This window comes from Thermus sp. LT1-2-5 (assembly GCF_040363165.1).
Classification (GTDB): Bacteria; Deinococcota; Deinococci; order Deinococcales; family Thermaceae; genus Thermus.
On the sequence record NZ_BSRG01000015.1, the window covers coordinates 1 to 23,824 of the forward strand.

The 23,824-nt window shown below is 66.8% G+C and carries 23 protein-coding genes and 1 tRNA gene; 22 read left to right on the forward strand and 2 right to left on the reverse strand.

What is annotated here, in order from left to right:
• The 21 genes from ABXG85_RS10765 (at position 1) to ABXG85_RS10865 (ending at position 21,629) form a co-directional block, all read left to right on the forward strand.
• On the forward strand, positions 1-105 hold the full coding sequence (locus tag ABXG85_RS10765) for a sugar transferase (protein ID WP_353513678.1): 105 nt from the start codon (positions 1-3) through the stop codon (positions 103-105).
• Between the two features lie 415 nt (positions 106-520).
• Positions 521-594 (forward strand) — tRNA-Gln (locus tag ABXG85_RS10770).
• A 45-nt stretch (positions 595-639) separates the two neighbouring features.
• Positions 640-1,020: a response regulator gene (locus ABXG85_RS10775; protein ID WP_353513634.1), complete on the forward strand. Its 381-nt coding sequence runs from the start codon at positions 640-642 to the stop codon at positions 1,018-1,020.
• 34 nt (positions 1,021-1,054) lie between these two features.
• Positions 1,055-3,160 carry a transglycosylase domain-containing protein gene (locus tag ABXG85_RS10780; protein ID WP_486401649.1) on the forward strand — a complete coding sequence of 702 codons (2,106 nt, stop codon included), beginning with the start codon at positions 1,055-1,057 and terminating at the stop codon, positions 3,158-3,160.
• Positions 3,144-3,884, forward strand: a complete 741-nt coding sequence (locus tag ABXG85_RS10785; RefSeq protein ID WP_353513635.1) for an RNA methyltransferase — start codon at positions 3,144-3,146, stop codon at positions 3,882-3,884. Before ABXG85_RS10780 ends, ABXG85_RS10785 begins: the two co-directional genes overlap by 17 nt.
• Positions 3,877-5,424: a sensor histidine kinase gene (locus ABXG85_RS10790; RefSeq protein WP_353513636.1), complete on the forward strand. Its 1,548-nt coding sequence runs from the start codon at positions 3,877-3,879 to the stop codon at positions 5,422-5,424. The genes ABXG85_RS10785 and ABXG85_RS10790 overlap by 8 nt, the downstream gene beginning before the upstream one ends.
• A gap of 18 nt (positions 5,425-5,442) precedes the next feature.
• Entirely contained in the window at positions 5,443-5,928 is a 486-nt protein-coding gene (locus ABXG85_RS10795) for a low molecular weight protein-tyrosine-phosphatase (RefSeq protein ID WP_353513637.1), read from the forward strand.
• On the forward strand, positions 5,891-6,679 hold the full coding sequence (locus tag ABXG85_RS10800) for a fructosamine kinase family protein (RefSeq protein WP_353513638.1): 789 nt from the start codon (positions 5,891-5,893) through the stop codon (positions 6,677-6,679). Before ABXG85_RS10795 ends, ABXG85_RS10800 begins: the two co-directional genes overlap by 38 nt.
• Entirely contained in the window at positions 6,655-7,410 is a 756-nt protein-coding gene (locus ABXG85_RS10805; protein ID WP_353513639.1) for a DUF4388 domain-containing protein, read from the forward strand. Before ABXG85_RS10800 ends, ABXG85_RS10805 begins: the two co-directional genes overlap by 25 nt.
• Before the next feature lie 7 nt (positions 7,411-7,417).
• Positions 7,418-8,263: a pseudouridine-5'-phosphate glycosidase gene (locus ABXG85_RS10810; protein ID WP_353513640.1), complete on the forward strand. Its 846-nt coding sequence runs from the start codon at positions 7,418-7,420 to the stop codon at positions 8,261-8,263.
• 4 nt (positions 8,264-8,267) lie between these two features.
• Complete coding sequence (locus ABXG85_RS10815; RefSeq protein ID WP_353513641.1) at positions 8,268-9,131, forward strand: RodZ domain-containing protein; 864 nt, start codon at positions 8,268-8,270, stop codon at positions 9,129-9,131.
• Between the two features lie 60 nt (positions 9,132-9,191).
• Positions 9,192-10,496: a 30S ribosomal protein S12 methylthiotransferase RimO gene (gene rimO, locus ABXG85_RS10820; RefSeq protein WP_353513642.1), complete on the forward strand. Its 1,305-nt coding sequence runs from the start codon at positions 9,192-9,194 to the stop codon at positions 10,494-10,496.
• Positions 10,497-10,508: 12 nt separating this feature from the next.
• Positions 10,509-11,846 carry a Trk system potassium transporter TrkA gene (gene trkA / locus ABXG85_RS10825; RefSeq protein WP_353513643.1) on the forward strand — a complete coding sequence of 446 codons (1,338 nt, stop codon included), beginning with the start codon at positions 10,509-10,511 and terminating at the stop codon, positions 11,844-11,846.
• On the forward strand, positions 11,818-13,290 hold the full coding sequence (locus ABXG85_RS10830; protein WP_353513644.1) for a TrkH family potassium uptake protein: 1,473 nt from the start codon (positions 11,818-11,820) through the stop codon (positions 13,288-13,290). The genes trkA and ABXG85_RS10830 overlap by 29 nt, the downstream gene beginning before the upstream one ends.
• A 24-nt stretch (positions 13,291-13,314) precedes the next feature.
• Positions 13,315-15,771, forward strand: coding sequence for an alpha-glucan family phosphorylase (glgP, locus tag ABXG85_RS10835; RefSeq protein WP_353513645.1), 2,457 nt, complete (start codon positions 13,315-13,317; stop codon positions 15,769-15,771).
• 56 nt (positions 15,772-15,827) lie between these two features.
• The gene (locus tag ABXG85_RS10840) at positions 15,828-16,592 is read left to right on the forward strand and encodes an ABC transporter substrate-binding protein (RefSeq protein WP_353513646.1); all 765 of its coding nucleotides are present in this window, start codon (positions 15,828-15,830) and stop codon (positions 16,590-16,592) included.
• A gap of 48 nt (positions 16,593-16,640) precedes the next feature.
• Complete coding sequence (locus tag ABXG85_RS10845; protein ID WP_353513647.1) at positions 16,641-17,429, forward strand: amino acid ABC transporter permease; 789 nt, start codon at positions 16,641-16,643, stop codon at positions 17,427-17,429.
• Positions 17,430-17,486: 57 nt separating this feature from the next.
• Entirely contained in the window at positions 17,487-18,437 is a 951-nt protein-coding gene (locus tag ABXG85_RS10850) for a TAXI family TRAP transporter solute-binding subunit (RefSeq protein WP_353513648.1), read from the forward strand.
• Positions 18,438-18,500: 63 nt separating this feature from the next.
• Positions 18,501-20,471: a TRAP transporter permease gene (locus ABXG85_RS10855; RefSeq protein ID WP_353513649.1), complete on the forward strand. Its 1,971-nt coding sequence runs from the start codon at positions 18,501-18,503 to the stop codon at positions 20,469-20,471.
• Positions 20,468-21,211, forward strand: coding sequence for an amino acid ABC transporter ATP-binding protein (locus ABXG85_RS10860; RefSeq protein ID WP_353513650.1), 744 nt, complete (start codon positions 20,468-20,470; stop codon positions 21,209-21,211). Before ABXG85_RS10855 ends, ABXG85_RS10860 begins: the two co-directional genes overlap by 4 nt.
• A 4-nt stretch (positions 21,212-21,215) precedes the next feature.
• On the forward strand, positions 21,216-21,629 hold the full coding sequence (locus ABXG85_RS10865; RefSeq protein ID WP_353513651.1) for a hypothetical protein: 414 nt from the start codon (positions 21,216-21,218) through the stop codon (positions 21,627-21,629).
• Here the strand turns inward: ABXG85_RS10865 and ABXG85_RS10870 are convergent.
• Both ABXG85_RS10870 and ABXG85_RS10875 read right to left on the reverse strand, forming a co-directional pair.
• The gene (locus ABXG85_RS10870; RefSeq protein ID WP_353513652.1) at positions 21,580-22,431 is read right to left on the reverse strand and encodes a patatin-like phospholipase family protein; all 852 of its coding nucleotides are present in this window, start codon (positions 22,429-22,431) and stop codon (positions 21,580-21,582) included. The two genes, ABXG85_RS10865 and ABXG85_RS10870, sit on opposite strands and share 50 nt — an antisense overlap.
• Positions 22,428-22,847 (reverse strand): helix-turn-helix domain-containing protein, encoded by a 420-nt coding sequence (locus ABXG85_RS10875; protein WP_353513653.1) that lies wholly within the window; start codon positions 22,845-22,847, stop codon positions 22,428-22,430. Before ABXG85_RS10875 ends, ABXG85_RS10870 begins: the two co-directional genes overlap by 4 nt.
• 210 nt (positions 22,848-23,057) lie before the next feature.
• On the opposite strand from ABXG85_RS10875, the gene trpC reads away from it, so the two are divergent.
• On the forward strand, positions 23,058-23,822 hold the full coding sequence (trpC, locus tag ABXG85_RS10880) for an indole-3-glycerol phosphate synthase TrpC (RefSeq protein WP_353513654.1): 765 nt from the start codon (positions 23,058-23,060) through the stop codon (positions 23,820-23,822).
• The last annotated feature ends 2 nt before the right edge of the window (positions 23,823-23,824 follow it).

Below are 23,824 nucleotides of genomic sequence, written 5' to 3' on the forward strand. Positions count from 1 at the left end.
TTGAGCTACGATCTTTACTACATCAAGCATCTTTCCTTCTGGTTGGATCTTCGGATACTGGTGAAGACTCTTTGGGTCATCGGGACCGGTTTTGGTGCGCGTTGAGGTGGGGTATGGATGGTGGGTAAGCGCATTTCCACGGGAACCGCTTTCAGACCCGACGTTCAAAGTATGCCGCGCGGGGCCGAGCATACGTAGAAGTTTGGGGGGCCTCGTTTGGGTCCCGTGTTGCTTACGGGCTAGTGGGGTTGGAGCAGGAAGTGGGATAGGGGGGTGCGGTAGGGTTAGCTTTAGGCGGAGGGTAAGGCGCAGTCGCGAGGGCATAGAGGGAAGCCTGGCGACAAAGTGGCCGGAGAATTGCGGTGAAGACGCCATGGCTATTAGCATTTGCTTGCCCACCCCCTCATTTCGTGGCCGATGAGCCTCTATCCTCCAGCCTCGTGAAAACGTTGGGAGGGAAGGTGAGATCACAGGGGGTTTGACGACAGGGCGTTTTTGCCCTACAATCCCCCTTGGACGCTGGGGCGTCGTCTAATGGCAGGACAGCGGACTTTGGATCCGCCGGTCGTGGTTCGAGTCCACGCGCCCCAGCCAGATTTTTTTCATAGCCTTTTCGCAACTCCTGTGTAAACTGGCGCCGTGGCGGCAGAGTATCCGGGGCTTCTTCTATTAAGCCGCAACGAGGCGCTGCGGGCCTATGCGGAACTGGCCCTTTTGGAAAGGGGATACCCTGTGGCCTACTTCGACTCGGCCAGGGAGGGGCTCTTTTGGCTTTTGGACCACACCCCCAAGGCCATCCTCTTGGACGAGGACCTGGACGTGGACCCCTTCGCTGTGGCCGCGCGCATCCGCCATGTGAAGCGGCTCAAGGAGGTGCCTTTGGCGGTGCTCATCTCCCCCTCGGAACGGCTTCGCATCACGGCGGAGGTGGTCCGGGTTTTGCCCTTAGAAAAGCCCTTAAGCCGCGAAAAGCTTTTCCGCTTTTTGCGCCTTTCTCCCCAACAGGGGGAGCTTGGGTAAACTGGTGGGCGTGCGGGTGCTCCGCTGGCTCGTCATGGTGCTGCTGGGGCTTTTGGTGGGGGGGAGCCTCGCCTTGGGCTATCTGGCCTACGCCTACACCCGGAACCTGCCGGACCTTTCGCAGTTTGAGCGTCTCCGCCTCACCGCCACCTCGGTTTTGTATGCCCGGGACGGCACGCCCTTGGCCCAGATCGCCAGCGTGGAGGAGGGGCGGGCCATCCACCGGAGCCTGGTGCGCCTAAAAGATGTGTCCCCGGCGGCGGTGGCGGCCATCGTTTTCTCCGAGGACCGCCGCTATTTCCAGCATTACGGAGTGGACTTTCTGAGGCTTCTCGGGGCGCTTTACGCCATCGCCCGGGGGGACTTACAGGGGGGAAGCACCATCACCACCCAGGTCATCAAGAACACCCTCCTCAAGGAGCTGGCCCAGGCCCGCTCCCTGGAGCGCAAGTTCAAGGAATGGGCCTTGGCCCTGGAGCTAGAGCGGCGCTACACCAAGGAAGAGATCCTGGAAATGTACCTAAACGTGGTGCCCTGGGGCGGGAACGCCGTGGGGATTAAGGGGGCGGCGGAGGCTTACTTTGGCAAGGACCCCGCTGCCTTGACCCTGGCGGAGGGGCTTTACCTAGCCTCCCTCATCCCCGCCCCCAACGCCCGCTACCAGGACCTGAAGGGGGTGCGGGAGCGGATGCGCCTCCTTCTGGACCAGATGGTGGCTGAGGGGTGGGTGAGCCCCGAGCTGGCGGAGGCCAGCTGGCGGGAGCCCTTGGTGCCCAAGGGCTGGCGAGCCCGCTACGACGGGGAGGGAAACCTTTTGGAGGCCCAGCTGGTGGACCCCGAAGCCCGGCTGGTGCGCCAGATGGACTTCCGCATGGCCCCTCACTTCGTCTTGGAGGTGCGGCGCTTCCTCGAGGCCCGCTTTGGCCGGGAGAAGGTGTACGGGGAAGGGGGACTAAAGGTCTACACCACCTTGGACCCCGCCATGCAAAGGGCAGCGGAACGGGCGGCCAAGGAGGCCCGCCTGCCGGAAGGGGCGGAGCTCGCCATCGTGGGCCTGGACCCGGAAACGGGGGAGGTCTTGGCCCTGGTGGGGGGCATCCGGCGGGAAGGGGATGAGTACAACCGGGCCACCCGGGCCCTACGGAACCCGGGAAGTGCGGTGAAGCCCTTCGTGTACGCCACCGCCTTCGAGGAGGGCTTCACGCAGGCCACCTTGGTGCCTGATCGCCCTCTGGAGTTCCCCGATCCCAGCCAGCCCGGGGGGGTGTGGCGGCCCAAGAACTTCTCCGGGACCTTCCTCAACCGGGAGATCAGTGTGCGCTACGCCTTGGACCTCTCCTTGAACCTTCCCGCCATTTACACCGCCAACGCCATCGGGGTGGAGAAGGTGGCGCAAAAGCTTTCCCAGGCGGGCTTCGCCGTGCGCTACCCCACCTTGGCCATCGCCATCGGCGGGGCCTCCATCACCCCCGTGGACCTGGCCGCCGCCTACGCCGCCTTTGTGAACGGGGGGTACCGGGTGTCGCCCCTCTACGTTCTAAGGGTGGAGGATGCGGAGGGAAGGGTGCTCTACCAGGCCTCCCCGGAGCGGCGCCCCCTCTTTAGCCCCCAGGTGGCGTACCAAGGGTGGGACCTGCTAAAGGGCTACGTCTACGACCTGGGGGAGAAGGGTCTGGCCAAGGGGGCCCGCATCCCGGGGCGGGTGGTGGGGGGGAAGACGGGGACCACCAACGAGGCCAGGGACCTCTGGTTTGCCGGGGTAACCCGGGGGCTTTCCGCCGTGGTTTGGGTGGGCCGGGACGACAACCGGCCCTTGCGCATGGGGGGGCGGGAGCCTTCCAGCTCCGTGGTGAACCCCCCCATTTGGCGGGCCTTCGTGGCGGAGGCCTTGCGGGGCCGCCCCGGGGGCGACTTTCCCCCGCCTTCAGGGCTTGTGCAGGCGCGGGTGGACCTGGTTTCGGGATTGCCCTCGCAAGCGGGCGTGGCCATGTGGTTCCCCCAGGGCAAGGTGCCCCTTCCCCCGGTGGTGCCGCCTTCGGAAACAGCCCCTCCCTCTTCGCCTGAGCCCACGGGCCAGGGGGCCCCAGAGGCTTCCCCCGAACCGATGCCTTTGGAGGAATCCCATGGAACATCGCCCTGACCTGAGCCACGTGCGCATCGTCTTGGTGGAGCCGCAAGAGCCCATGAACGTGGGGGCCGTGGCCCGGGCCATGCGCAACTTCGGCCTATCCCGGCTTTACGTGGTCAACCCTCACCCCCGGGTGGGGCCGCCTTGGGCCCGGGAGGCCTACTGGCTGGCGGTGCATGCGGAGGACGTCTTAGACCGGGCGGTGGTGGCCCCCACCCTCCAGGAGGCCTTGGCGGGGACCCACTTCGTGGTGGCCACCACGGGCCGCCCCCGGGAGCTTTACCCTGCCCCCGTGGCCCCGGTTTGGGAGGTGCCGCGCCACGTCCTGGCCGTGGCGGGGGAGGTGGCCTTGGTCTTCGGCCGGGAAACCTTTGGCCTCACCAACGAGGAGCTGGACCTAGCCCACCTTATCGGCACCATCCCCACCGCTCCCGAGCAGCCCTCCTTGAACCTGGCCCAGGCGGTGGTGGTCTTCGCCTACGAGCTTTTCAAGGCCACCCTAAAGGCGCTCGAGGCCAAGGAGGAGCTGGCCTCGGTGGAGGCCCTGGAGGCCCTTTTCGCCGATTTGGGGCAGTACGTGTTGGAGATCGGCTTCACCGATTCCCACCGCCATCCCTACGCCATGCGCCGCCTGCGCCGCATCCTGCACAAGGCGAGGCTTTCCCCGGGAGAGGTGCAGCTCCTCAGGGGGCTCCTCCACCAAAGCCGCTACGCGCAAGGGAAGAAGGATGGCTAGCCAAAGCCTTTACCGCCTGGTCCGCTTGGCGCAGCGCCTCTTGCCGCCCCTCATCGCCTTGGTGGTGGTGGCCTTTGAGGTGGCCCTGCTTCCCTACCGCCATGTGGACGCCTTGCTCTGGCTTCGCCTCGGGTTTTACGGCCTGGTGGGGCCCTTGGTCACCTACGCCGTTTTGGAGTGGATCGCCCAGGAGGTCTTGGAGAAGGTTCGGGCGGAGCGGGCCTTGGAGGAGGCCAACCGGAGGCTTTTGGCGGCGGGGCGGGTTTTCCGGGAGGCCTTGGAGAGCGAGAACCTGGAGGAGGCGGTGCACCGCGTGGCCTTGGCCCTGCGGGAAACCCTGGGCTACCCCGTGGCCCTCGAGGCGGAGGGGGTCCGGGCAGGGGAGGAGTGCGGGGGGGTCAGGGTGGAACTCCCCGGCCTAAAGGGGTACCTGGAGGCCTGCCCTCCTGCCCCAGAGCGGGCCTTTCTGGAGGTGCTCGCCCACGAGGTGGGGGGAGCCTTGCAGTCGGTGGTGGCGAGAAGCCGCGACCTCCTCACCCTCTTTGAGGTGGACCAGGCCCTAAAGGCCGAGGCCAACCTGGACCGCCTTCTGGATAACTTACTGGAGCGCATTCGGGACTGGGCGGGGGCGGAAGGGGGCGGGGTGCTCCTTTTGGACGAGGAGGGGTTTTTGGTGCCCCGGGTGGTGCGGAACCTATCCCTCCCCACCCACCCTTTCCTTCCCGAAGGGCCCTGGAAGGGGGCCTTGGAGGGCCCCGTTTTCGTGGCCCCCAAGACCCTGGCCCTGCCTCTGAAGGCCCGGGGGACGGTGGGGGTCTTGGTCCTGAAAGGGGAAGACCTTTCCCGGCGCATTGCCTTCCTCTCCTTCCTGGCCTCCCAGGTGGCCTTGGCAGTGCGCAACGCCCAGGCCTACCTGAGGGCGGAGGAGCTCGCCATCAACGAGGAGCGCACCCGCATCGCCCGGGAGATCCATGACGGGCTGGCGCAAAGCCTCGCCTTCATGGCCTTGAAGCTGGACCTGGCGGAGAGGCTTTGGGACAAGGACCGGGAGGCGGCGCTGAAGGCGTTGGGCGAGGTGCGGGAAACCCTAAGGAGCCAGATCCGGGAGGTGCGCCGGAGCATCTTCGCCCTGAGGCCCATCGACTTGGAGCGCTACGGGTTCCTGGAGTCGGTGCGGCGCTACGCCCAGGCCTTCGCCGAGCAGGCGGGGTTTAGGGTCCACCTCTCCTTGCCCGAGGCGGTGGGGCTTTCCCAGGCGAGCGAGCTGGTCCTCTTCCGCGTCCTGCAAGAAGCCCTCACCAACGCCGCCAAGCACGCTAAACCCACCCGGGTGGAGGTGGTCTTGGAGCCCTTGGGGGAAAGGGGGGCGAGGCTTCTGGTGCGGGACAACGGCCAAGGTTTCCAAAGCCCCGAGGCCCAGGGCCTGGGCGGCTTCGGCCTGACCCAGATGCGGGAGCGGGTGGAGGCGCGGGGAGGGCGTTTTTGGGTGGCTTCCACCCCGGGGAAGGGCACGGAGGTGGGGGCGGAGGTGCCCTATTAGGCCCCTATGATGAGGGGTATGGAGCGCCCCATACGCGTGCTCTTTGTGTGTTTGGGCAACATCTGCCGCAGCCCCTTGGCGGAAGGGGCATTGCGCAAGCTCCTCAAGGAGCGGGGCCTCGAGGCCCACTTTGAGGTGGACTCCGCCGGCACCGGGGCCTGGCACGCCGGGGAGCCCATGGACCCCAGGGCTCGGAGGGTTTTGGAGGAGGAGGGGGCCTACTTCCCCCACGTGGCCCGGGCCATGACCCGGGAGGATGCCCTTTACTACGACCATATCCTGGTCATGGACCGGAAGAACCTGGAGGAGGTCCTGAGGCGCTTTCCCGAGGCCCGGGGCAAGGCGCGGCTTCTTTTGGACTACCTGGGCGGGGGCGAGGTGAAGGACCCCTACTACGGCGACTACCAGGACTGCCTCGAGGCCTACTGGACGGTGGAGGCGGCCTGCAAGGCCTTCCTAGAAGCCCATGGACCCAAGGACCTTCCTCCAGAGGGCGGGGCTTGAGGCGGAGGGCCCCATCCTTCCCCTCCACGGGGGGGATATGGCCCGGGTCTATCGGGTGGGGCCTTACGTGGTGAAGCTGGCGGAAAACCCTCCACCGGGCCTCTTCCCCGCAGAGGCGCAGGGCCTTGCCGAGCTGGGGGGAAGGGGGGTAAGGGTTCCCCGGGTGTTCCACGTGGCCGAGGCGGGGCTGGTGCTGGAGTACCTGCCGCCAGGCCCGGAGGACTGGGAGGCCCTTGCCGCCATGCTGGCCCGCCTCCACCGGCAACCAGAGGAGGCCTATTGGGCCGAGCCCGGCTTCCTCGGCACCTTTCCCCTGCCGGGCAGGCGGGGAGGGGACTGGACGGAGTTCTTTTTCCTCCGGTGCGTGGAGCCCTTGCTCCGGGCCACTTGGGGCCGTCTGGAGGGGCTTGGGCCCAAGGTGGAGGCGCTTTTTCAGAAGCCCTTGCCCAGGGAAGGCCCGGTTCCCCTCCATGGGGACCTGTGGCGCGGGAACGTCCACTTCGCCCAAGGGGGGCCGGCCCTTTTGGACCCCTCCTTCTTCGTGGGGGAAAGAGGGGTGGATCTGGCCATGATGCGGCTTTTTGGGGGGTTTCCCCCGGCCTTCTGGCGGGCCTACCAGGCCCTGTATCCTGTGCCCGAGGAGGTGGAGCGGGCCCTTCCCCGCTACCAGGTCTACTACCTCCTCGCCCACGTGCACTTCTTCGGCCCGGGCTACTTGGGGGCGCTATGGAAGGCGATTTCCGCCTCTTAGGTCCCATCGACCTCCTGCAACTTTTGGCCCAGGGGGGTAAGACGGGCCTTTTCCTGGTGGAAGGGCCGGGCGGGGTGGGGGAGGTTTACCTGGAAAGGGGCCGCCCCGTCCACGCCGCCTTCCGGGGCCAGGTGGGCCGGGAGGCCTTCTTGGAGATCCTGGCCCTGAAGGAGGGGCGTTTCCGCTTTCACTTGGGCACGAAAGCCCCCCTCACCACCCTCTTGGGGCCCCTGGAGGCGTACCTCCTCGAGGCCATCCGCGCCCTGGACGAACGGGTGGAGGTGGGGCCCTTTGACCTGGTGCGCCCCTCGGCCCGGGGGGAGGCGGTGGGGGCCACCCTGGACCCCGTGGAGCTTGCCCTGCTCCAGGACCTGGGCCGGGGGAAAAGCCCCCTGGACCTGGTGGGCAGGTGGCCCTTGGAGGAGGTGCTGAAGCGCTTGGGGCACCTGGCCCGGCTCAGGCTGGTGGAGGTGGCCCCCCGGGTGCCCCGCACCGCCAAATTGCGGGTGGCCCTGGGCAAGCGGGGGGCCCAGGTGGAGGCCCTACTCCTCAAGGCCTGGCGGGCCCACTATGGCCCTTTTGCCCAGGTGCGGGTCAAGGGGGCTAAGGAGGTGCTCCTGACCGTGGAGGGGGCGGAAGGGCTTGGGGTGGAGCTTAGGCTGTCCCCCGAGCTCCTCCTCTTCCACGGCCTCAAGGCGGGGGAGGAAGTCCTGGTGTGGCCCGAGGTATAGTGGCCCCATGCGGGAAGCCCTGGTGGCCTTGGAATCCGCCCTCCTTACCCACGGCTTGCCCTACCCCTTGAACCGGGAGGTGGCCTTGGAGTTGGAGGAGGCGGTGCGGGAGGAAGGGGCGGTGCCCAAGACCATCGCCTTGGTGAAGGGCGAGGTGCGGGTGGGCCTGGAGCGGGAGGAGATGGAGCTTCTGGCCAAGGGAGGGGCGGAGAAGGCGAGCCTTTGGAACCTGGCGGCCCTCTTGGCCCAAGGGAAAAGCGCCGGCACCACGGTGGCGGCCACGGTGCACCTGGCCCACCGCCACGGGATCGGGGTCTTCGCCACCGGGGGCATCGGCGGGGTTCACCCGGAGCCCCACGACGAGAGCGCCGACCTGGTGGCCTTGGCCCGCACCCCTATCCTGGTGGTGTCCGCCGGGCCCAAGGCCATCCTGGACCTCCGGGCCACCTTGGAAAGGCTGGAGACCCTGGGGGTGAGCGTGGTGGGGTACCGCACGGACCGGCTACCCGCCTTCTTTTCCCCCGCCTCCCCCTACCCCGTGCCCGCCCGGGTGGAAACCCCTTTGGAGGCGGCGCAGGTGTACCGGAAGGCCCAAGAACTGGGTCTAGGGGCGGTGCTTCTGGTGAACCCGGTTTCCCAGGGCATCCCCTACGAGAAGGTGGCGGCGTGGGTGGAGGAGGCGAGCCACCAGGCGGCGCGGGAAGGGGTTTTCGGCAAGGCCCTCACCCCCTACCTTCTCAGGCGGCTTTCCGAGCTTTCCCAAGGGGAGACGGACCGGGTGAACCGGAGGCTCCTCGTGGAAAACGCCCGCCTGGCGGCCAAAGTGGCCCGGGCCTTGGCGGCGCTAGAATAGCCTTGTGTGCGAGCTGGGAGAGAGGCTTAGGCGGGCGCGGGAGGAACGGGGCCTAAGCCTTAAGGAGGCGGCGGAGCGGCTATCCTTGAAGGCGCGGGTCCTGGAGGCCCTCGAGGCCTGCCGCTTCGAGGACCTGCCCGAGCCCGCTTTGGCCCGGGGCTACCTGAGGCGCTACGCCCTCCTCTTGGGCCTAGACCCTGAGCCCCTCCTGGCCCTTTACCCCGCGTCCTCTCCCAAGACCCCTCCGCCCCCGCCCAGGGAGCGGCCCAGGCGGCCTTGGGGGCTTTGGGTGGCGCTCTTCCTCGCCCTTTTCCTGGGCTATGGGGCCTACCTGCTCCTCCGGCCCGAGCCCGAGCGGGTGGTGGTCCTCCCCGAGGCGCCGCCCCCGCCCGCTCCCGCCCGTTACACCCTCCGGGTGGTGAGCGAGCCCCCAGGGGCCCGGGTGTACCTGGATGGGTTCTACCTGGGCCAGACCCCCTTGGCCACCCCCCCGTTGGAAGGGGGAAGGCGGGTGCTCAAGGTGGAGCTTCCGGGCTATACCCCTTGGGAAGGGGAAATCCTTTTGGACAAGGACCTTTCCCTGAGCCTCCGGCTCACCCCCGCCGAGAAGCCCGCTCCCAAGGAGGCCGCCCCCCCGCCAGGGACAGGCCAGCTGGTCCTGAGGCTAGAGGGGCGGAGCTGGCTTCGGGTGACCCAAGGGGAGAAGCGGCTTTACGAGGGCATTCCCGAGGTGGGAAGCGAGCTTCGCTTTGACCTTCCCGTGGAGGTGCGGGCCGGGAACCCGGGTGGGGTGCGGGTCTTCCTGGATGGAAAGGACCTGGGGCTTCTGGGCGAGCCTGGCAAGCCCCTCACCCGGAGCTTCCCCTAGGCGGAGCCTTGGGTCCAGGCTATACTTAGGCCTTGTTGGGGGTTTACCCCAAGGAGCGCTATGGCGAAGATCGGCTTCGTGAGCCTGGGTTGCCCCAAGGCCTTGGTGGATTCAGAGCAGATCCTTTCCCGGCTCAAAGCCTTAGGCTACGAGACGAGCCCCACCTACGAAGAGGCGGAGGTGGTGATCGTCAACACCTGCGGCTTCATCACCCCGGCGGTGGAGGAGAGCCTCGAGGCCATCGGGGAGGCCCTCCGGGAAAACGGCCGGGTCATCGTGACGGGTTGCCTGGGGGCAAGGCCCGAGGTGATCCAACAGCGCCACCCGGAGGTCCTGGAGGTCACGGGGCCGGGGGAGGTGGAGCGGGTGCTAAAGGCGGTGGAGCGGGTCCTGCCCGCTCCCCGGGACCCCTTTTTGGACCTGGTGCCACCCCAGGTGAAGCTCACCCCCAAGCACTACGCCTACCTGAAGCTTTCCGAGGGGTGCGACCACCGCTGTAGCTTCTGCATCATCCCCAAGCTCCGGGGGCGGCTTCGCTCCCGGGACGCCGCCGAGGTCTTGGCCGAGGCGGCCCGCCTGGTGGCCACGGGGACCCAGGAGCTCCTTCTCATCGCCCAGGACCTCTCCGCCTACGGGGTGGACCTGGGCCACCGGGAGAGCTTCTGGGGGGAGCGCCTGGTGAAGGCCGAGCTCAAGGACCTCCTCACCCACATGGCCGAGCTTGGGGCCTGGGTCCGCCTCCACTACGTCTACCCTTACCCCCACGTGAAAGACCTCCTCCCCCTCATGGCCGAGGGCAAGGTCCTCCCCTACCTGGACGTGCCCTTGCAACACGCTTCCGAGCGCATCCTACGGCGCATGCGCCGCCCTGGAGGGTACCAAAGCCACCTCAAGACCCTAAAGGCCTGGCGGGAGGTGGTGCCGGAGCTGGCCCTTCGCTCCACCTTCATCGTGGGCTTCCCCGGGGAGACGGAGGAGGACTTCCAGATCCTCTTGGACTTCCTGGAGGAGGCGGAGCTGGACCGGGTGGGGGTCTTCCCCTACTCCCCGGTGGAGGGGGCGGAGGCCAACGCCCTGGACGGCCACGTGCCCGAGGAGGTAAAGGAGGAGAGGAAGGCGCGGCTCATGGAGCTCCAGGCCAAGGTGAGCCGGCGGAAAAACGAGCGCCTGGTGGGGAGGACGCTGGAGGTCTTGGTGGACGAGCTCCCCGAGCCGGGCCTCGCCCTGGGCCGCACCTACCGCGACTCCCCCGGCATTGACGGGGTGATCTACGTGGAAACGGACGGCACCGTGCGGGTGGGGGAGAGGATCCGGGCCCGGGTGACCCGGGCCGACACCTACGATCTTTACGGGGTCCAGGTTTAGCATAGGAGCCGTATGTACATCGTCATCGCCGGGGGTGGGGAGGTGGGCGGGGAGCTCGCCCGCACCCTGGAAAAGGCCCACGAGGTGGTGGTCATCGACCGCAATCCCCAGGCCAAGGAGCGCCTGGCCCACCTGGACGTGAAGGTGGTGGTGGGCGGGGCCACGGACCCCGACACCCTGCGGGAGGCGGGGGTGGACCAGGCCGACCTCTTCATCGCCAGCACGGACTCCGACGAGGTGAACCTCCTGGCCTCCCTCCTGGCCAAGGGCCTTGGGGCCAAGCAAACCCTTTGCTTTGTGGGCAAGGGGGGGTACGTGGAGGTGCTGGCCGACCCCCGCACGGCAGAGATCCTGGGCACCCGCATCGACAAGGTGCTCTGGCCCCAGCGGGCCATGGCCCGGGAGATCGTGGAGGTGATCCTGGTCCCTGGGGCGGTGGACACGGAGTTCTTGGCGGGGGGAAGGCTTCGCTTCGTGGAGTACCGGGTGAAGGAAGGGGGGCCCTACGCCCACCGCCTTCTGGCCGAGGAGGTTTGGCCCGAAGGGGTGTTGGTGGTGGGGGTGGTGCGGGACGGGACGTTTTTGAGCTTTGCCCACCCCGAGTTTCCCGAGCTGGTGCTGGAGCCTAGGGACAAACTCCTCTTTGTGACCACCTTGAGGGCCTTTCCCGAGCTCGAGGCCTGTTTCGCCACGCGTCGGGGAGTGAGGCGGGTCATGATCCTGGGCGGGGGGAATGTGGGCTTTATGGTGGCCCAGGAACTCGTGCGCCGCAGGCTGGAGGTGGTCATCATCGAACCCAACCGCGAGCGTTGCGAGTGGCTTTCCCAGGAGCTCCCCGGGGCCTTGGTCATCCAGGGGGACGGCACGGACCTGGAGCTTTTGGAGGCGGAAGGGATGCAGGAGGCCGACGCCGTGGTGGCGGTGACGGACAACGACGAGAAGAACCTCTTGGCTTCCCTTCTCGCCAAGCAGCTTGGGGTGGGCAAGGTCATCACCCGGGTTTCCCGTTCGGAAACCCGCAGGCTTTTTGAGCAGGTGGGGATTGACCTCCCCCTCACCCCCCGCCAGGCGGCGGTGCGGGCGGTGTTGGACTTCTTGGGGCCGGAGAACGTGGAGCACGTTTCCACCATGGACGAAAACATAGAGCTATTGGAGGTGGAGCTGCCCGAGGACTTTCAGCCCAGGGCCTTGCGGGTCCTGGCCGGGCCTCAGGTGGCCCCCGTGGCCTTGGAGCGGGACCATCGGGTCATGCTGTACCGGGAGGACTTGTTGGCCCTCCCCGGGGATCGGCTCTTCTTGGTGGCGGCCCGGGAGGTGGCGGATGAGGCCGTGGCCCGCATCGCCCACTAGGCCGGGGTTCCGCTCCAGCCTTTACCTCCTCGGTCTCACCTACCAGGGGGTAGGGGCGCTCCTCTTCCTCTTTGCCCTTTTGGCTCTCCTCTTAGAGGAGGACGCCCGGGGCTTCGCCGTGGGGGCCCTCCTCGGCGTGGGTCTGGGCAAGGCCCTCCAGGCCCTGGGCCACCCCCAGGCCCAGCCCCGGAGGGCCGAGGTCTTCGCCAGCGTGGCCCTTCTTTGGATCCTGGTGCCCGCCTTGGGGGCGGTGCCCTACTGGATTTCCGGGGGCATGAGCTACCTAGATGCTCTCTTTGAGTCGGTTTCCGGCTTCACTACCACCGGGGCCACGGTCTTGGCCGACTTTGACCGCTTTGGTCAAAGCCTCTTCCTGTGGCGAAGCCTTACCCAGTGGATGGGGGGCATCGGGATCGTGGTGCTCTTCTTGGTCATCTTTCCCCAGCTCCAGGTGGCGGGGCGTCAGGCCTTTTTCGCCGAGAGCACGGGGGTGGAGAAGGAGCGCCTCACCCCAAGGCTCCGCCACACCGCCGTGGCGGTGCTCAAGGTCTACGTTCTCCTTACCTTTCTGGCCCTCGTGGCTTACGGGGCGGCGGGTATGCCCCTTTACGAGGCCCTGGCCAACGCCCTCACCACCATCCCGGCCGGGGGGTTTAGCCCGAACCCGCAAAGCTTCGCCACCTATACGCCCCTGGCCCAGTGGGCGGGGGTGGTCTTTATGTTCTTGGCGGGGGTGAACTTCCTCCTCCAGTACCGTCTCCTGTTCGGCCGGGAGGTGAAGCCCCTTTGGCGCGACGCCGAGTTCCGGGCGTATTTGGGCATCGTCCTTTTTTTTGGGACGCTTCTTGCCCTTTACCTCTACACCCATCACCTGTACGGGCTGGAGGCGAGCCTCCGCCACGCCTTCTTCCAGGTGGTTTCCATCCTCACCACCACCGGCTTCGCCAGCGTGGACTTCGCCCAATGGGTGGTTCCAGCCCAGGCCCTTTTGGTCTTTCTGATGTTCTTCGGCGGAAGCGCCGGCTCGGGGGCGGGGGGCATCAAGGTGGTGCGCTGGCTCCTCCTGTTTGGGCTTTTGCGCCGGGAGGTTACCCGCACCCTGCACCCCCAGGCGGTCCTCCCCTTGCGCTTGGGGATGCGGGTGGTGCCGGAGGAGGCGCTGCGGCAGGTTGCTGTTTTCGTCTTCCTGTACACCGTGCTCTTTGGCCTCGGGGCTTTGCTCTTAGCCTTGTTGGAAAAGGATTTCGTGGTGGCCTTCACCGCCAGCGCCCAGGCCATCGGCAACATCGGGCCGGGTCTTGGCCCGGTGGGGCCCATGGGTTCGTACGCCGCCCTTTCCCCTTGGTCTAAGCTTGTCTTGATCTTTCAAATGTGGGCCGGGCGCATCGAGATTTTGCCCGTGGTCCTCCTCTTTAGCCCGGAGCTTTGGCGCAGACTGCGCTAGGGGTTTTGGGTATAATCTCCCCCCGTGAGAACCCTCGGCCACATCACCGCCATGCCCCTCTTGCCTGGCCCCCTGCAGGGCCTTAGGGAGCTGGCCTATAACCTTTGGTGGAGCTGGAACCCGGAGGCGGCGGAGCTTTTCCAAGAGATCGATCCTTTGCTCTGGAAGGGCTTCCGGGGCAACCCGGTGAAGCTCCTCTTGGAGGTGGACCCGGCCCGCCTCGAGGCCCTGGCCACCACCGGCTATCCGGCCCGGGTGGAGGCGGTGGTGGGGGCCTTGCGCCGCTACCTGGAGGAACGGAGGGCCAAGCGGGGCCCCTTGGTGGCCTACTTCTCCGCCGAGTACGGCTTTCACAGCTCCTTGCCCATCTACTCCGGCGGGCTTGGGGTCTTGGCCGGGGACCACGTGAAGGCGGCGAGCGACCTGGGGCTAGCCTTGGTGGGGGTGGGGATCTTCTACCACGAGGGCTACTTCCACCAGCGCCTTTCCCCCGAGGGGGCGCAGCTTGAGGTCTACGAGCCCCTGCACCCGGAGGAACTTCCCCTTTTGCCCGTGCCGGACCAGGAGGGGCGGCCCCTAAGGGTGGGGCTAGACCTTCCCGGGCGGAGGCTTCTTTTGGGGGCTTACCGGGTGCAGGTGGGGGCGGTGCCCGTCTACCTCCTCACCGCCAACCTACCGGAAAATGCGCCCGAGGACCGGGCCATCACCGCCCGGCTCTACGCTCCGGGTTTGGAGATGCGCCTTCTGCAGGAGATGGTTCTGGGCATCGGGGGGGTGCGGCTTTTGCGCGCTTTGGGCCTGGCGCCCCAGGTCTTCCACATGAACGAGGGCCACTCCGCCTTTTTGGGCTTGGAGCGGCTCCGGGAGCTTCTTGCGGAGGGGCACGCCTTCCCCGTGGCCTTGGAGATGGCCCGGGCCGGGGCCCTCTTCACCACCCACACCCCCGTGCCCGCCGGGCACGATGCTTTCCCTTTGGACCTGGTGGAGCGCTACCTGGGGAACTTCTTCCAGGGGCTTGGGGTGGGGTGGGAGGCCCTCTTGGCCTTGGGCTTGGAGGAGAAGCCCTGGGGCAAAGTTTTTTCCATGTCCCACCTGGCCCTTTCCACCAGCGCCCAGGCCAACGGGGTATCCCGGCTGCACGGGGAGGTTTCCCGGCGCATGTTCCACCATCTTTGGCCTGAGCTTCTGCCCGAGGAAGTGCCCATCGGCCACGTCACCAACGGCGTCCACACCTGGACCTTCCTTCACCCCCGCCTGCGCCGCCACTACGCCGAGGTCTTCGGGCCCGAGTGGCTCAGGCGCCCGGAAGACCCCGCCACGTGGAAGGTGGAAGGCCTGGGAGAGGAGTTTTGGCGCATCCACCAGGAACTTAGGGGGGACTTGGTGCGGGAGGTGCGGCGGAGGCTTTACGAGCAGCGCCGCCGCAACGGGGAAAGCCCAAGCCGCCTGCGGGAGGCGGAAAGGGCCTTGGACCCGGAGGCCCTCACCATCGGCTTCGCCCGCCGCTTCGCCACCTATAAGCGGGCGGTCCTCCTCTTTAAGGATCCGGAGCGGCTTCTCAAGATCGTGCGGGGGCCCTACCCGATCCAGTTCGTCTTCGCCGGCAAGGCCCACCCGAAGGACGAGCCGGGGAAGGCGTATCTGCAGGAGCTGGTGGGGAGGATCCGGGAACTGGGCCTCGAGGACCGCATGGTGGTCCTAGAGGACTACGATATGTACCTGGCCCGGGTCTTGGTCCACGGCTCGGACCTCTGGCTCAATACCCCTCGCCGCCCTATGGAAGCCTCGGGGACCAGCGGCATGAAGGCCGCCTTGAACGGGGCCTTGAACCTGAGCGTCTTGGACGGCTGGTGGGCCGAGGCTTACAACGGCAAAAACGGCTTCGCCATTGGCGATGAGCGCACCTACGAGAGCGAGGAGGCCCAGGACATGGCGGACGCCCAGGCCCTTTACGACATCCTGGAGTCCGAGGTCCTCCCCCTCTTTTACGCCGTGGGGTCGGAGGGCTACTCCTCCGGTTGGCTGTCCATGGTTCACGAGAGCCTGCGCACCGTGGGCCCCCGCTTCAGCGCCGCCCGCATGGTGGGGGAGTACGAGGCCCTCTACCAGACGGGGGAGGCCTGGTCAGGGCAGGCCAGGGTCCAGGGGGAGCTTCTGCGGGCGTTTCACGAAGCCCTCCCCGCCTTCTCTGCCTTAGGCCTCAAGGTGGAGGCGCCGGGGGACCTCACCCTAAACGGCACCCCCATGCGGGTGCGGGCTTGGGTGGAAGGAGAGGTACCCGAAGCCCTGCGGCCCTTTGTGGCCGTGGAGCTCGTGGTGCGCCGGGCGGACGGGGCCCTTTGGGTGGTGCCCTTGGAGCCGGAAGGGGAGGGCTACAGCCTAGCCTACCGCCCTCCCCGCCCGGGGAGCTACGCTTACGGGGTGCGCCTCGCCCTCCGCCACCCCATCACCGGCCGGGTGGGGTGGGTGCGCTGGGCCTAGGCTTGCCTCGGGGAAGAGGACGTTATAATCTTGCGGTGTACGTAAGGGGGTATGCCATGAAGAAGCTTCTTGTCTTGGTAGGGCTCTTGGCGCTTTCCTTGGGGCTTGCCCAAGTGCGGAGCATGGACCAGATCAGGCGCTCCGGGGAGATCCGCATCGGCACGGAGGGGGCCTTCCCGCCCTTCAACTACTTTGATGAGAAGAACCAGCTCACCGGTTTTGAGATCGACCTGGGCAACGCCCTGGCCAAGAAACTGGGCCTAAAGCCGGTTTGGATCACCCAGGCCTTCGATAGCCTCCTCATCCAGCTCAACCAGGGCCGTTTTGACTTCGTCATCGCCTCCCACGGCATCACCGAGGAGCGGGCCAAGGCGGTGGACTTCACCAACCCCCACTACTGCACGGGCGGGGTGATCGTGAGCAAGAAGGGCGGGCCCACGACCGCCAAGGACCTTCAGGGCAAGGTGGTGGGGGTGCAGATTGGCACCACCTACATGGAAGCGGCGCAGAAGATCCCGGGGATCAAGCAGGTGCGCACCTACCAAAAGGACCCCGACGCCCTCCAAGACCTCCTGGCGGGCCGGCTGGACGCCTGGATCACCGACCGCTTCGTGGCCAAGGAGGCCATCAAGGAGCGCAAGTTGGAGAACACCCTGCAGCTGGGCGAGCTGGTTTTCGAGGAAAAGGTGGCCATGGCGGTGGCCAAGGGCAACAAGAGTGTCTTGGACGCTCTGAACGGGGCCCTGGCCGAGCTGATGAAGGACGGCACCTACGCCCAGATCTCCAAGAAGTGGTTTGGGGAGGACGTCCGCTGCAAGTAGCCTCTTTCTAGCCCAAGGCGGCAAGGCCTTGGGCTTCGTCGTGCGCTTATGCCCTTTTGGCTACGCGTGATCCTCTTTCTGGCCCTCCTCTTGGGGGGCTACTTTCTCTTCTTCGCCCTTTTAGGGTTTGCCCTGGAGCGGTACTTCCTCCTCACGGGCTTCGGTCCGGAGCGGGCGGCCTCCGCCAGCCAGGCCATGGCCTTGGGGGCGGAGATCACCTTGAAGCTCACCCTGATCTCGGGGCTGGCGGGCCTTTTCATCGGCGTTTTCGCCGGGATGTTCCGGCTTTCCTCCCGGGCTTGGGTGCGGCTTCCCGCCACCTTTTACATCTGGGTGACCCGGGGCACACCCCTCTTGGTGCAGATCCTCTTCGCCTACAACGCCTTGCCCCTCTTGCTCCAGCCCCTATGGCCCGAGGCGCAACAGGCCCTCACCCCTTACTGGGCCGCCTTCATCGCCCTCGCCTTCAACGTGGGGGCCTACAACGCCGAGGTGGTGCGGGCGGGGATCCAGGCCATCCCCAAGGGTCAGTGGGAGGCGGCCTGGTCCTTAGGGCTTTCCCCGGCGGACACCATGCGCTTCGTGGTCTTGCCCCAGGCCCTTCGCATCGTGGTGCCCCCCTTGGTGAACAACGTGGTGGCCCTCCTCAAGGACTCCTCCTTGGCCAGCGCCATCGCCCTCACCGAGCTCGCCCTTTCCGGACAACGGATCATCTCCGCCACCTTCCGCCCGGTGGAGGTGTACTTGGCGGTGGCCGCCATCTACCTCCTCCTCACCACGGTGCTCACCGCCTTCACTAACCGCTTGGAACTGCGCCTTAAGGTGCCTGGGCGCTAGGGGTTGCCCCCAGTTGGGGGCCCCCGGTATACTGCCTTCGGCTAAGGAGGTGTAAAGATGCGGCTAAAACGGTATCTGCTTGCGGGGTTTGCCCTCTTGGGGCTAGGTTTTGCCCAGGAGTTCCTCACCATCGGTTCCGGTTCCACCACCGGCGTCTACTTCCCCGTGGCTACAGGCATGGCTAAGCTGGTGAACGATGCGGGCGTGGGGATCCGGGCCAACGCCCGCTCCACCGGGGGGAGCGTGGCCAACATCAACGCCATCGTCGCCGGGGAGTTTGAGATGGCCTTGGCCCAAAACGACATCGCCTATTACGCCGATCAGGGTTGCTGCATCCCGGCCTTTGAGGGGAAGCCGGTGAAGGGCATCCGGGCCCTGGCCGCCTTGTACCCCGAGGTGATCCACATCGTGGCCCGGGCTGACGCCGGGATCCGCACCGTGGCCGACCTCAAGGGCAAGCGGGTGGTGGTGGGGGACGTGGGCTCCGGCACGGAGCAAAACGCCCGGCAGATCCTCGAGGCCTACGGCCTGCGCTTTGAGGACCTGGGCCAGGCCATCCGGGTGAGCGCCAACCAGGGCATCCAGCTCATGCAGGACAAGCGGGCGGACGCCCTGTTCTACACCGTGGGCCTGGGGGCCAGCGCCATCCAGCAACTCGCCCTCACCACCCCCATCACCCTGGTGGCGGTGGACTTGGGCAAGGTGCAGACCATCGCCAAGAAGTACCCCTTCTACGTGGGCTTTAACATCCCCGGGGGCACCTACAAGGGCGTGGACGTCACCACCCCCACGGTGGCGGTCCAGGCCATGCTCATCGCTTCGGAGAAGCTCTCCGCCGACACCGTGTACAAGTTCATGAAGGCGGTCTTCGGCAACCAGGAGGCCTTCAAGAAGATCCATCCCAACCTGGAGCGCTTCTTCAGCCTGCAGAAGGCGGTGAAGGGTCTCCCCATCCCCTTGCACCCCGGAGCGGAGCGCTTCTACAAGGAGCTGGGGGTCTTGAAGTAGGCGGGTAGGGTTGGCCAGGGGCCCCGCCCGGGGCCCCTTTTGCCTGGTGGGCAAGGAGGAAGGATGACGGACGCCAATCTTTTGGTGGAGGAGAGCGAGCTTGGGGGAAGGCGCCCTAAAGGGTCGGGGCGGTTCCTTCTCTTGGGTTTGGGGGTGGCCTGGAGCCTCTTCCAGCTTTGGGCCACGGAGGTGGGCACCCTGGACCCCTTAAGGCTCAGGGCGGTCCACCTGGCCTTTGCCCTGGCCCTGGCCTTCTTGGCCTATCCGGGAAGGCGGGGGCCTAAGGACCGCATTCCCCTGCTGGACGTGGTCTTGGCCCTTTTGGGGGTGGCGGGGGCTTTGTACGTGGTGGTGGACTACTACGGCATCACCCAGCTTCGGGGGGGCATCCCCAGCGAGCGGGACGTGGTCTTGGGCACCCTTACCCTCCTCGTGCTCTTCCTCGCCGCCTGGCGGGTGGTGGGGCCCGCCTTGCCCATCATCGCCTCGGTCTTCGTGCTCTACGCCCTCACGGGGCCTAAGGGGCTTCTTCCCTTTAGCCTGCCCTCCTGGCTCCAGCTTCACGCTGGGAGCCAGTGGAGCCAGCTGGTGGGCCAGCTCTACACCACCGCCGAGGGGATCTGGGGGGTGCCCCTAGGGGTTTCCGCCACCTTCGTCTTCCTCTTCGTTCTCTTTGGGGCCCTTTTGGAGAAGGCGGGAGCGGGGCACTTCTTCATCCAGGTGGCCTACGGCCTATTGGGCCACTTCCGCGGGGGGCCGGCCAAGGCGGCGGTGGTGGCGAGCGCCCTCACGGGGGTGGTTTCGGGGAGCTCCGTGTCCAACGTGGTCACCACCGGTACCTTCACCATTCCCCTGATGAAGCGGGTGGGCTACCCCCCGGAAAAGGCGGGGGCGGTGGAGGTGGCGAGCTCCTCCAACGGGCAGCTCATGCCCCCCGTCATGGGGGCGGCGGCCTTCATCATGGCGGAGTTCCTGAGCATCCCCTATAGCCAGCTCATCCTCATCGCCCTCGTCCCCGCCCTTTTGGCCTACGCTACCCTCTTTATCACCGTCCACATCGAGGCCCTCCGCCTTGGGCTCAAAGGGGTGCCCCGGGCGGAGCTTCCGCCCCTGGCCCCGGTGCTCCGCTCGGGGTTCCACTACCTGCTGCCCCTCCTTTACCTCATCTACGCCCTGGTGGGGCTCAGGCTCACCCCGGAGCGGGCGGCGTTGAACACCGTTTTTCTCATGCTCCTCCTCATCCTCCTGCAGGAGGCGTGGCGGGGGTGGAGGAGCGGGGCGGGCCTGGGCTTTGGCCTCGTGCGGGGGGCAAGGCTTGTGGTGGAGGGCCTCGAGGCGGGCGCTAGGGGCATGGTGGGCATCGCCTTGGCCACGGCCACCGCCGGGATCATCGTGGGCATCGTCACCATGACCGGCATCGGCTTCGGCCTCACGGACATCGTGGAGCGGCTCTCCGGGGGGAACCTCATCCTGGTCCTCCTCCTGGCCCAGCTCACGAGCCTCCTTTTGGGCATGGGCCTTCCCACCACCGCCAACTACATTGTCATGGCCTCCTTGGTGGTGCCCGTGGTTTTGGCCCTTTCGGAAAAGGCGGGGTACAGCGTGCCCCCCGTGGCCGCCCACATGTTCGTCTTTTACTTCGGCATCATGGCCGACTCCACCCCCCCCGTGGCCCTGGCCGCCTACGCCGCCAGCGCCATCGCCAAGTCCGACTTCTGGAAGACGGCGGTCCAGGGCTTCGTGTACGAGCTACGCACCGCCCTTCTCGCCTACATGTTCTTCTTCAACCCCAAGCTCCTCCTCCTGGGGGTAGAAGGCCCCCTGGAGGCGGCGTGGATCTTCCTCTCCGCCCTCTTGGGCATGACCGCTTTTAGCGCCAGCCTTGTGGGGTTTCTGCATAAGAGGACCAACCTCTTGGAACGGGTGTTGCTCCTGGCGGCGGCCTTGACCCTGGTGGTGCCGGGGCTCGTCACGGACGCCTTAGGCCTCGGCCTTCTCGGCCTCACCTATCTCCTCCAGCGGGTGCGAAAATGAAGGCGGTGGAACCCATCATCCGCATCCACAACCTGCACAAGTGGTTTGGCTCCCTGCACGTTTTGCGGGGCATCAACCTGGAGGTGGCCCCCGGGGAGAAGCTGGTCATCATCGGTCCCTCGGGCTCGGGGAAGAGCACGCTCATCCGGTGCATCAACCGCCTGGAGGACTTCCAGGAGGGGGAGGTGGTGGTGGACGGGCACAACGTGAAGGAGGAGCGGGCCTTGAGGGAGGTGCGGCGGGAGGTGGGGATGGTCTTCCAGCAGTTCAACCTCTTCCCGCACATGACGGTGCTGGAGAACATCACCTTGGCGCCCATGCGGGTGCGGGGTTGGACGCGGGAGAAGGCGGAGGGGAAGGCCTTGGAGCTGTTGGAGCGGGTGGGGATCCTGGACCAGGCGCGGAAGTACCCGGCGGAGCTGTCTGGGGGGCAACAGCAGCGGGTGGCCATTGCCCGGGCGTTGGCCATGGAGCCCAAGGTGATGCTGTTTGACGAGCCCACGAGCGCCCTGGACCCGGAGATGGTGGGGGAGGTGCTGGACGTGATGCGGGACTTAGCGCGGGGGGGCATGACGATGCTGGTGGTGACGCACGAGATGGGGTTTGCGCGGGAGGTGGCGGACCGGGTGATTTTCATGGACCGGGGGCAGGTGGTGGAGGAGGGGAGGCCGGAGGAGATCTTCACCCGGCCCAAGGAGGAGCGGACCAAGGCCTTCCTGGAGCGGGTTCTGCACCATTAGGCCCGTGGAGGCGTTCTTCCAGGCGCTAAGGGCTTTGGCCGACCCCAAGGCGCCTTACCCAGAGCGGCGAAGAGGGCTTCGCCTGTACGCCCTTTCCCTTTTGGGCCTTCAGGGGCTTTTCCTTCTCCTTCTCGCTCCCCTGGTGCCCAAGGCGGGGCACCCCTTCCTTTGGCTTTTGGCTTTCCTGGGCGGGGGGTGGCTCCTTTGGCTCGGGATGCGAGCCCTAAAGGAGGAGGCCCCCATAGCCCCCTTGGTGGCGGCTGGGCTAGGGGCCTCCCTCACCTTCTTCCTGGGGGTGATGGGGCTACTTCTTCGGCCCTTGGGTTTTGCCCTCCTTGCCTTAGGCGTGTTGGGGTTTGCCTTTTTCCTCAGGTGGGCCGAGGCGGCCTTGGGACGAGGAGGTGAGGGAGGTCTTTGAGGCGGAGGCGGGAAAGGGCCTGGATTTCCTTTAGCTTTTCCTGGGCCCGCTTCTGCCCGAGGGTGTAGACCAGGGGAAGCTTTTCGTGGTCAAAGGTGTCTATGGGGAAGGGGGGGTCTAGGGTGAGGACCAGGTCCGCCGCTTGCAGGGCCAGCTCCTTAAGCCGCCTGCGGCTTGCTTCGCCTGCCAGGAGGGCGGCCTCGAGGGCGGTCTTGGGCGCCTCTTTGGGCGGGGGGTTGGACACGTCCACCGCCACCACCTTGGGGAAGAGGGCCTTGGCGGCCCGCACGGGCACCTTCTCCGCCACGTCCCCGTCCACCAAAAGCCTCCCTTCCCAGGCCACCGGGGGGAAGAGCCCAGGGATGGCGGCGCTGGCCAACACCGCCTTCCACACCGGGCCACGCCGTAAGACCACCGCCTCCCCCGTGAGGAGGTCCGCCGCCTGGATGGCCAGGGGGATGGGGCTGTCCTCGAGCCTGGCCTCCCCGAAGAGGCGCTTTAGCCCCTCCGCCACCTTGGCGGTGTCCGTCAGGGCTGGCCGCCTTAAGGCGGAGAAAAGGCGGGCTAAGAGGCGGAGGTTCCCTGCCCGTTGCAATTGGGCGATTCCCTCGTCAAAGACCGCCTGGTGCACCTTCCAAGGGTCCTTGTGGCCAAAGGCCCAGGCGCAGGCGGCCAAGGCCCCGGCGGAGCTTCCCGCCAGGCCCCGGATGGGGATGCCCGCCTCTTCCAAAACCCAGAGCACCCCCAGATGGGCGTACCCCCGCACGCCCCCACCGCCCAAGGCCAAGGCCACGCCCTTCATTCCGTATCCCCAAAGCCCAGTTCTTGGCCCTCGCGAATAAGTTTGTCTAGGAGAGCCTGCCCCTTCTTTTTGGAGGCTTCCAGGTAGGCTAGGAGGTCTTTGGCCAAGACCCGCCGGTGGGCCCCCACCTTGCGGTAAGGGATTTTCCCTTCTTCCAGGAGGCGCACCAGGTAGGGCCGGGAAATCCCGAGAAGTTCCGCCGCCTGCCCGGTGGTAAGCTCTGCCTCCAAGGGAACAATCCTTACCGGCTCGCCCCGGAGAAGCGCCGCCAAGAGGTCTTGTAGGAGCTGGGTTAGCTCGGGGGTGAGCACCAAGGTGGCTTCCTCCAGGCGCAGGGTTTTGCCAGGTGCTAACCGCTCCCGGAACTGGCGGAGCCCCTCGGGGGAAATGCCGGGCGCAAAGAGGACACCGCTCATGGCATCCCCAGGGTAGCCTATAAACGAAATAAACGCAACAGGGCCTTAGGGCCGAGTGGCGTACGGGCTTTCCCGGAGGAGCCTAGCGAAGTGGGTGAGCCTGGCCTTCCTTAGGCTCTCCCCAAGTTCAGGGCGCAGGCGTCCAGGAATAGGACCCAGGGGTAGGCTTAGGGGCATGGCTCCCCTCTAAGGCCCGGGTACAATGTCCCCATGCGGCCGGACCTTTCCCGGGTGCCAGGGGTCTTGGGGGAGATCGCACGGCGGCGGGCGGGGGCGGTGGCGCCCTACCCCCTTCCCGAGGCCCCGCCGGTGCCCTCTTTCCGGGAAGCGTTGCGTTCTCCGGGGCTCGCCCTCATCGCCGAGGTGAAGCGGCAAAGCCCTTCCGAAGGGCTCATTCGTCAGGTGGACCCGGCGGCGGCGGCGGAGGCGTACGCCCGGGGAGGGGCCCGGGCCCTTAGCGTCCTCACCGAGCCCCACTACTTCGGGGGAGGCTTGGAGGACCTCAGGAGGGTGCGGGAGAAGGTGGCCCTCCCCCTGTTGCGCAAGGACTTCGTGGTGGACCCCTTCATGCTGGAGGAGGCCCGGGCCTTTGGGGCGAGCGCTGCCCTCCTCATCGTGGCGGTGCTGGGGGAGCTCACCGGGGCGTACCTGGAAAGGGCCCGGGCCCTCGGCTTGGACGCTTTGGTGGAGGTGCACACGGAAACGGAGCTGGAATTGGCCCTCGAGGCGGGGGCGGAGATCCTGGGCATCAACAACCGCGACCTTGCCACCTTGCGGATCGACCTTACCACCGCCCCCCGCTTGGGCCGCTTGGCCCGGGAGCGGGGCTATTCCGGGGTGTTGGTGGCGGAGTCGGGCTACGGCCGCAAGGAGGAGTTGGAGCCCTTGAAGGGGCTTTTTGACGCCGTCCTCATCGGCACGAGCCTCATGCGCCAGCCGGACCTGGAGGGGGCGGTGCGGGAGCTTGTAGGATAGCC

Bases quoted from the DNA above. Each gene is read 5' to 3' on its own strand.
- ABXG85_RS10780 (WP_486401649.1), top strand. From the start codon at position 1,055: ATGGTGCTGCTGGGGCTTTTGGTGGGGGGGAGCCTCGCCTTGGGCTAT.
- ABXG85_RS10785 (WP_353513635.1), top strand. From the start codon at position 3,144: ATGGAACATCGCCCTGACCTGAGCCACGTGCGCATCGTCTTGGTGGAG.
- ABXG85_RS10790 (WP_353513636.1), top strand. From the start codon at position 3,877: ATGGCTAGCCAAAGCCTTTACCGCCTGGTCCGCTTGGCGCAGCGCCTC.
- ABXG85_RS10795 (WP_353513637.1), top strand. From the start codon at position 5,443: ATGGAGCGCCCCATACGCGTGCTCTTTGTGTGTTTGGGCAACATCTGC.
- ABXG85_RS10800 (WP_353513638.1), top strand. From the start codon at position 5,891: ATGGACCCAAGGACCTTCCTCCAGAGGGCGGGGCTTGAGGCGGAGGGC.
- ABXG85_RS10805 (WP_353513639.1), top strand. From the start codon at position 6,655: ATGGAAGGCGATTTCCGCCTCTTAGGTCCCATCGACCTCCTGCAACTT.
- ABXG85_RS10810 (WP_353513640.1), top strand. From the start codon at position 7,418: ATGCGGGAAGCCCTGGTGGCCTTGGAATCCGCCCTCCTTACCCACGGC.
- rimO (WP_353513642.1), top strand. From the start codon at position 9,192: ATGGCGAAGATCGGCTTCGTGAGCCTGGGTTGCCCCAAGGCCTTGGTG.
- trkA (WP_353513643.1), top strand. From the start codon at position 10,509: ATGTACATCGTCATCGCCGGGGGTGGGGAGGTGGGCGGGGAGCTCGCC.
- ABXG85_RS10830 (WP_353513644.1), top strand. From the start codon at position 11,818: ATGAGGCCGTGGCCCGCATCGCCCACTAGGCCGGGGTTCCGCTCCAGC.
- ABXG85_RS10840 (WP_353513646.1), top strand. From the start codon at position 15,828: ATGAAGAAGCTTCTTGTCTTGGTAGGGCTCTTGGCGCTTTCCTTGGGG.
- ABXG85_RS10845 (WP_353513647.1), top strand. From the start codon at position 16,641: ATGCCCTTTTGGCTACGCGTGATCCTCTTTCTGGCCCTCCTCTTGGGG.
- ABXG85_RS10850 (WP_353513648.1), top strand. From the start codon at position 17,487: ATGCGGCTAAAACGGTATCTGCTTGCGGGGTTTGCCCTCTTGGGGCTA.
- ABXG85_RS10855 (WP_353513649.1), top strand. From the start codon at position 18,501: ATGACGGACGCCAATCTTTTGGTGGAGGAGAGCGAGCTTGGGGGAAGG.
- ABXG85_RS10860 (WP_353513650.1), top strand. From the start codon at position 20,468: ATGAAGGCGGTGGAACCCATCATCCGCATCCACAACCTGCACAAGTGG.
- ABXG85_RS10870 (WP_353513652.1), bottom strand. From the start codon at position 22,431: ATGAAGGGCGTGGCCTTGGCCTTGGGCGGTGGGGGCGTGCGGGGGTAC.
- ABXG85_RS10875 (WP_353513653.1), bottom strand. From the start codon at position 22,847: ATGAGCGGTGTCCTCTTTGCGCCCGGCATTTCCCCCGAGGGGCTCCGC.
- trpC (WP_353513654.1), top strand. From the start codon at position 23,058: ATGCGGCCGGACCTTTCCCGGGTGCCAGGGGTCTTGGGGGAGATCGCA.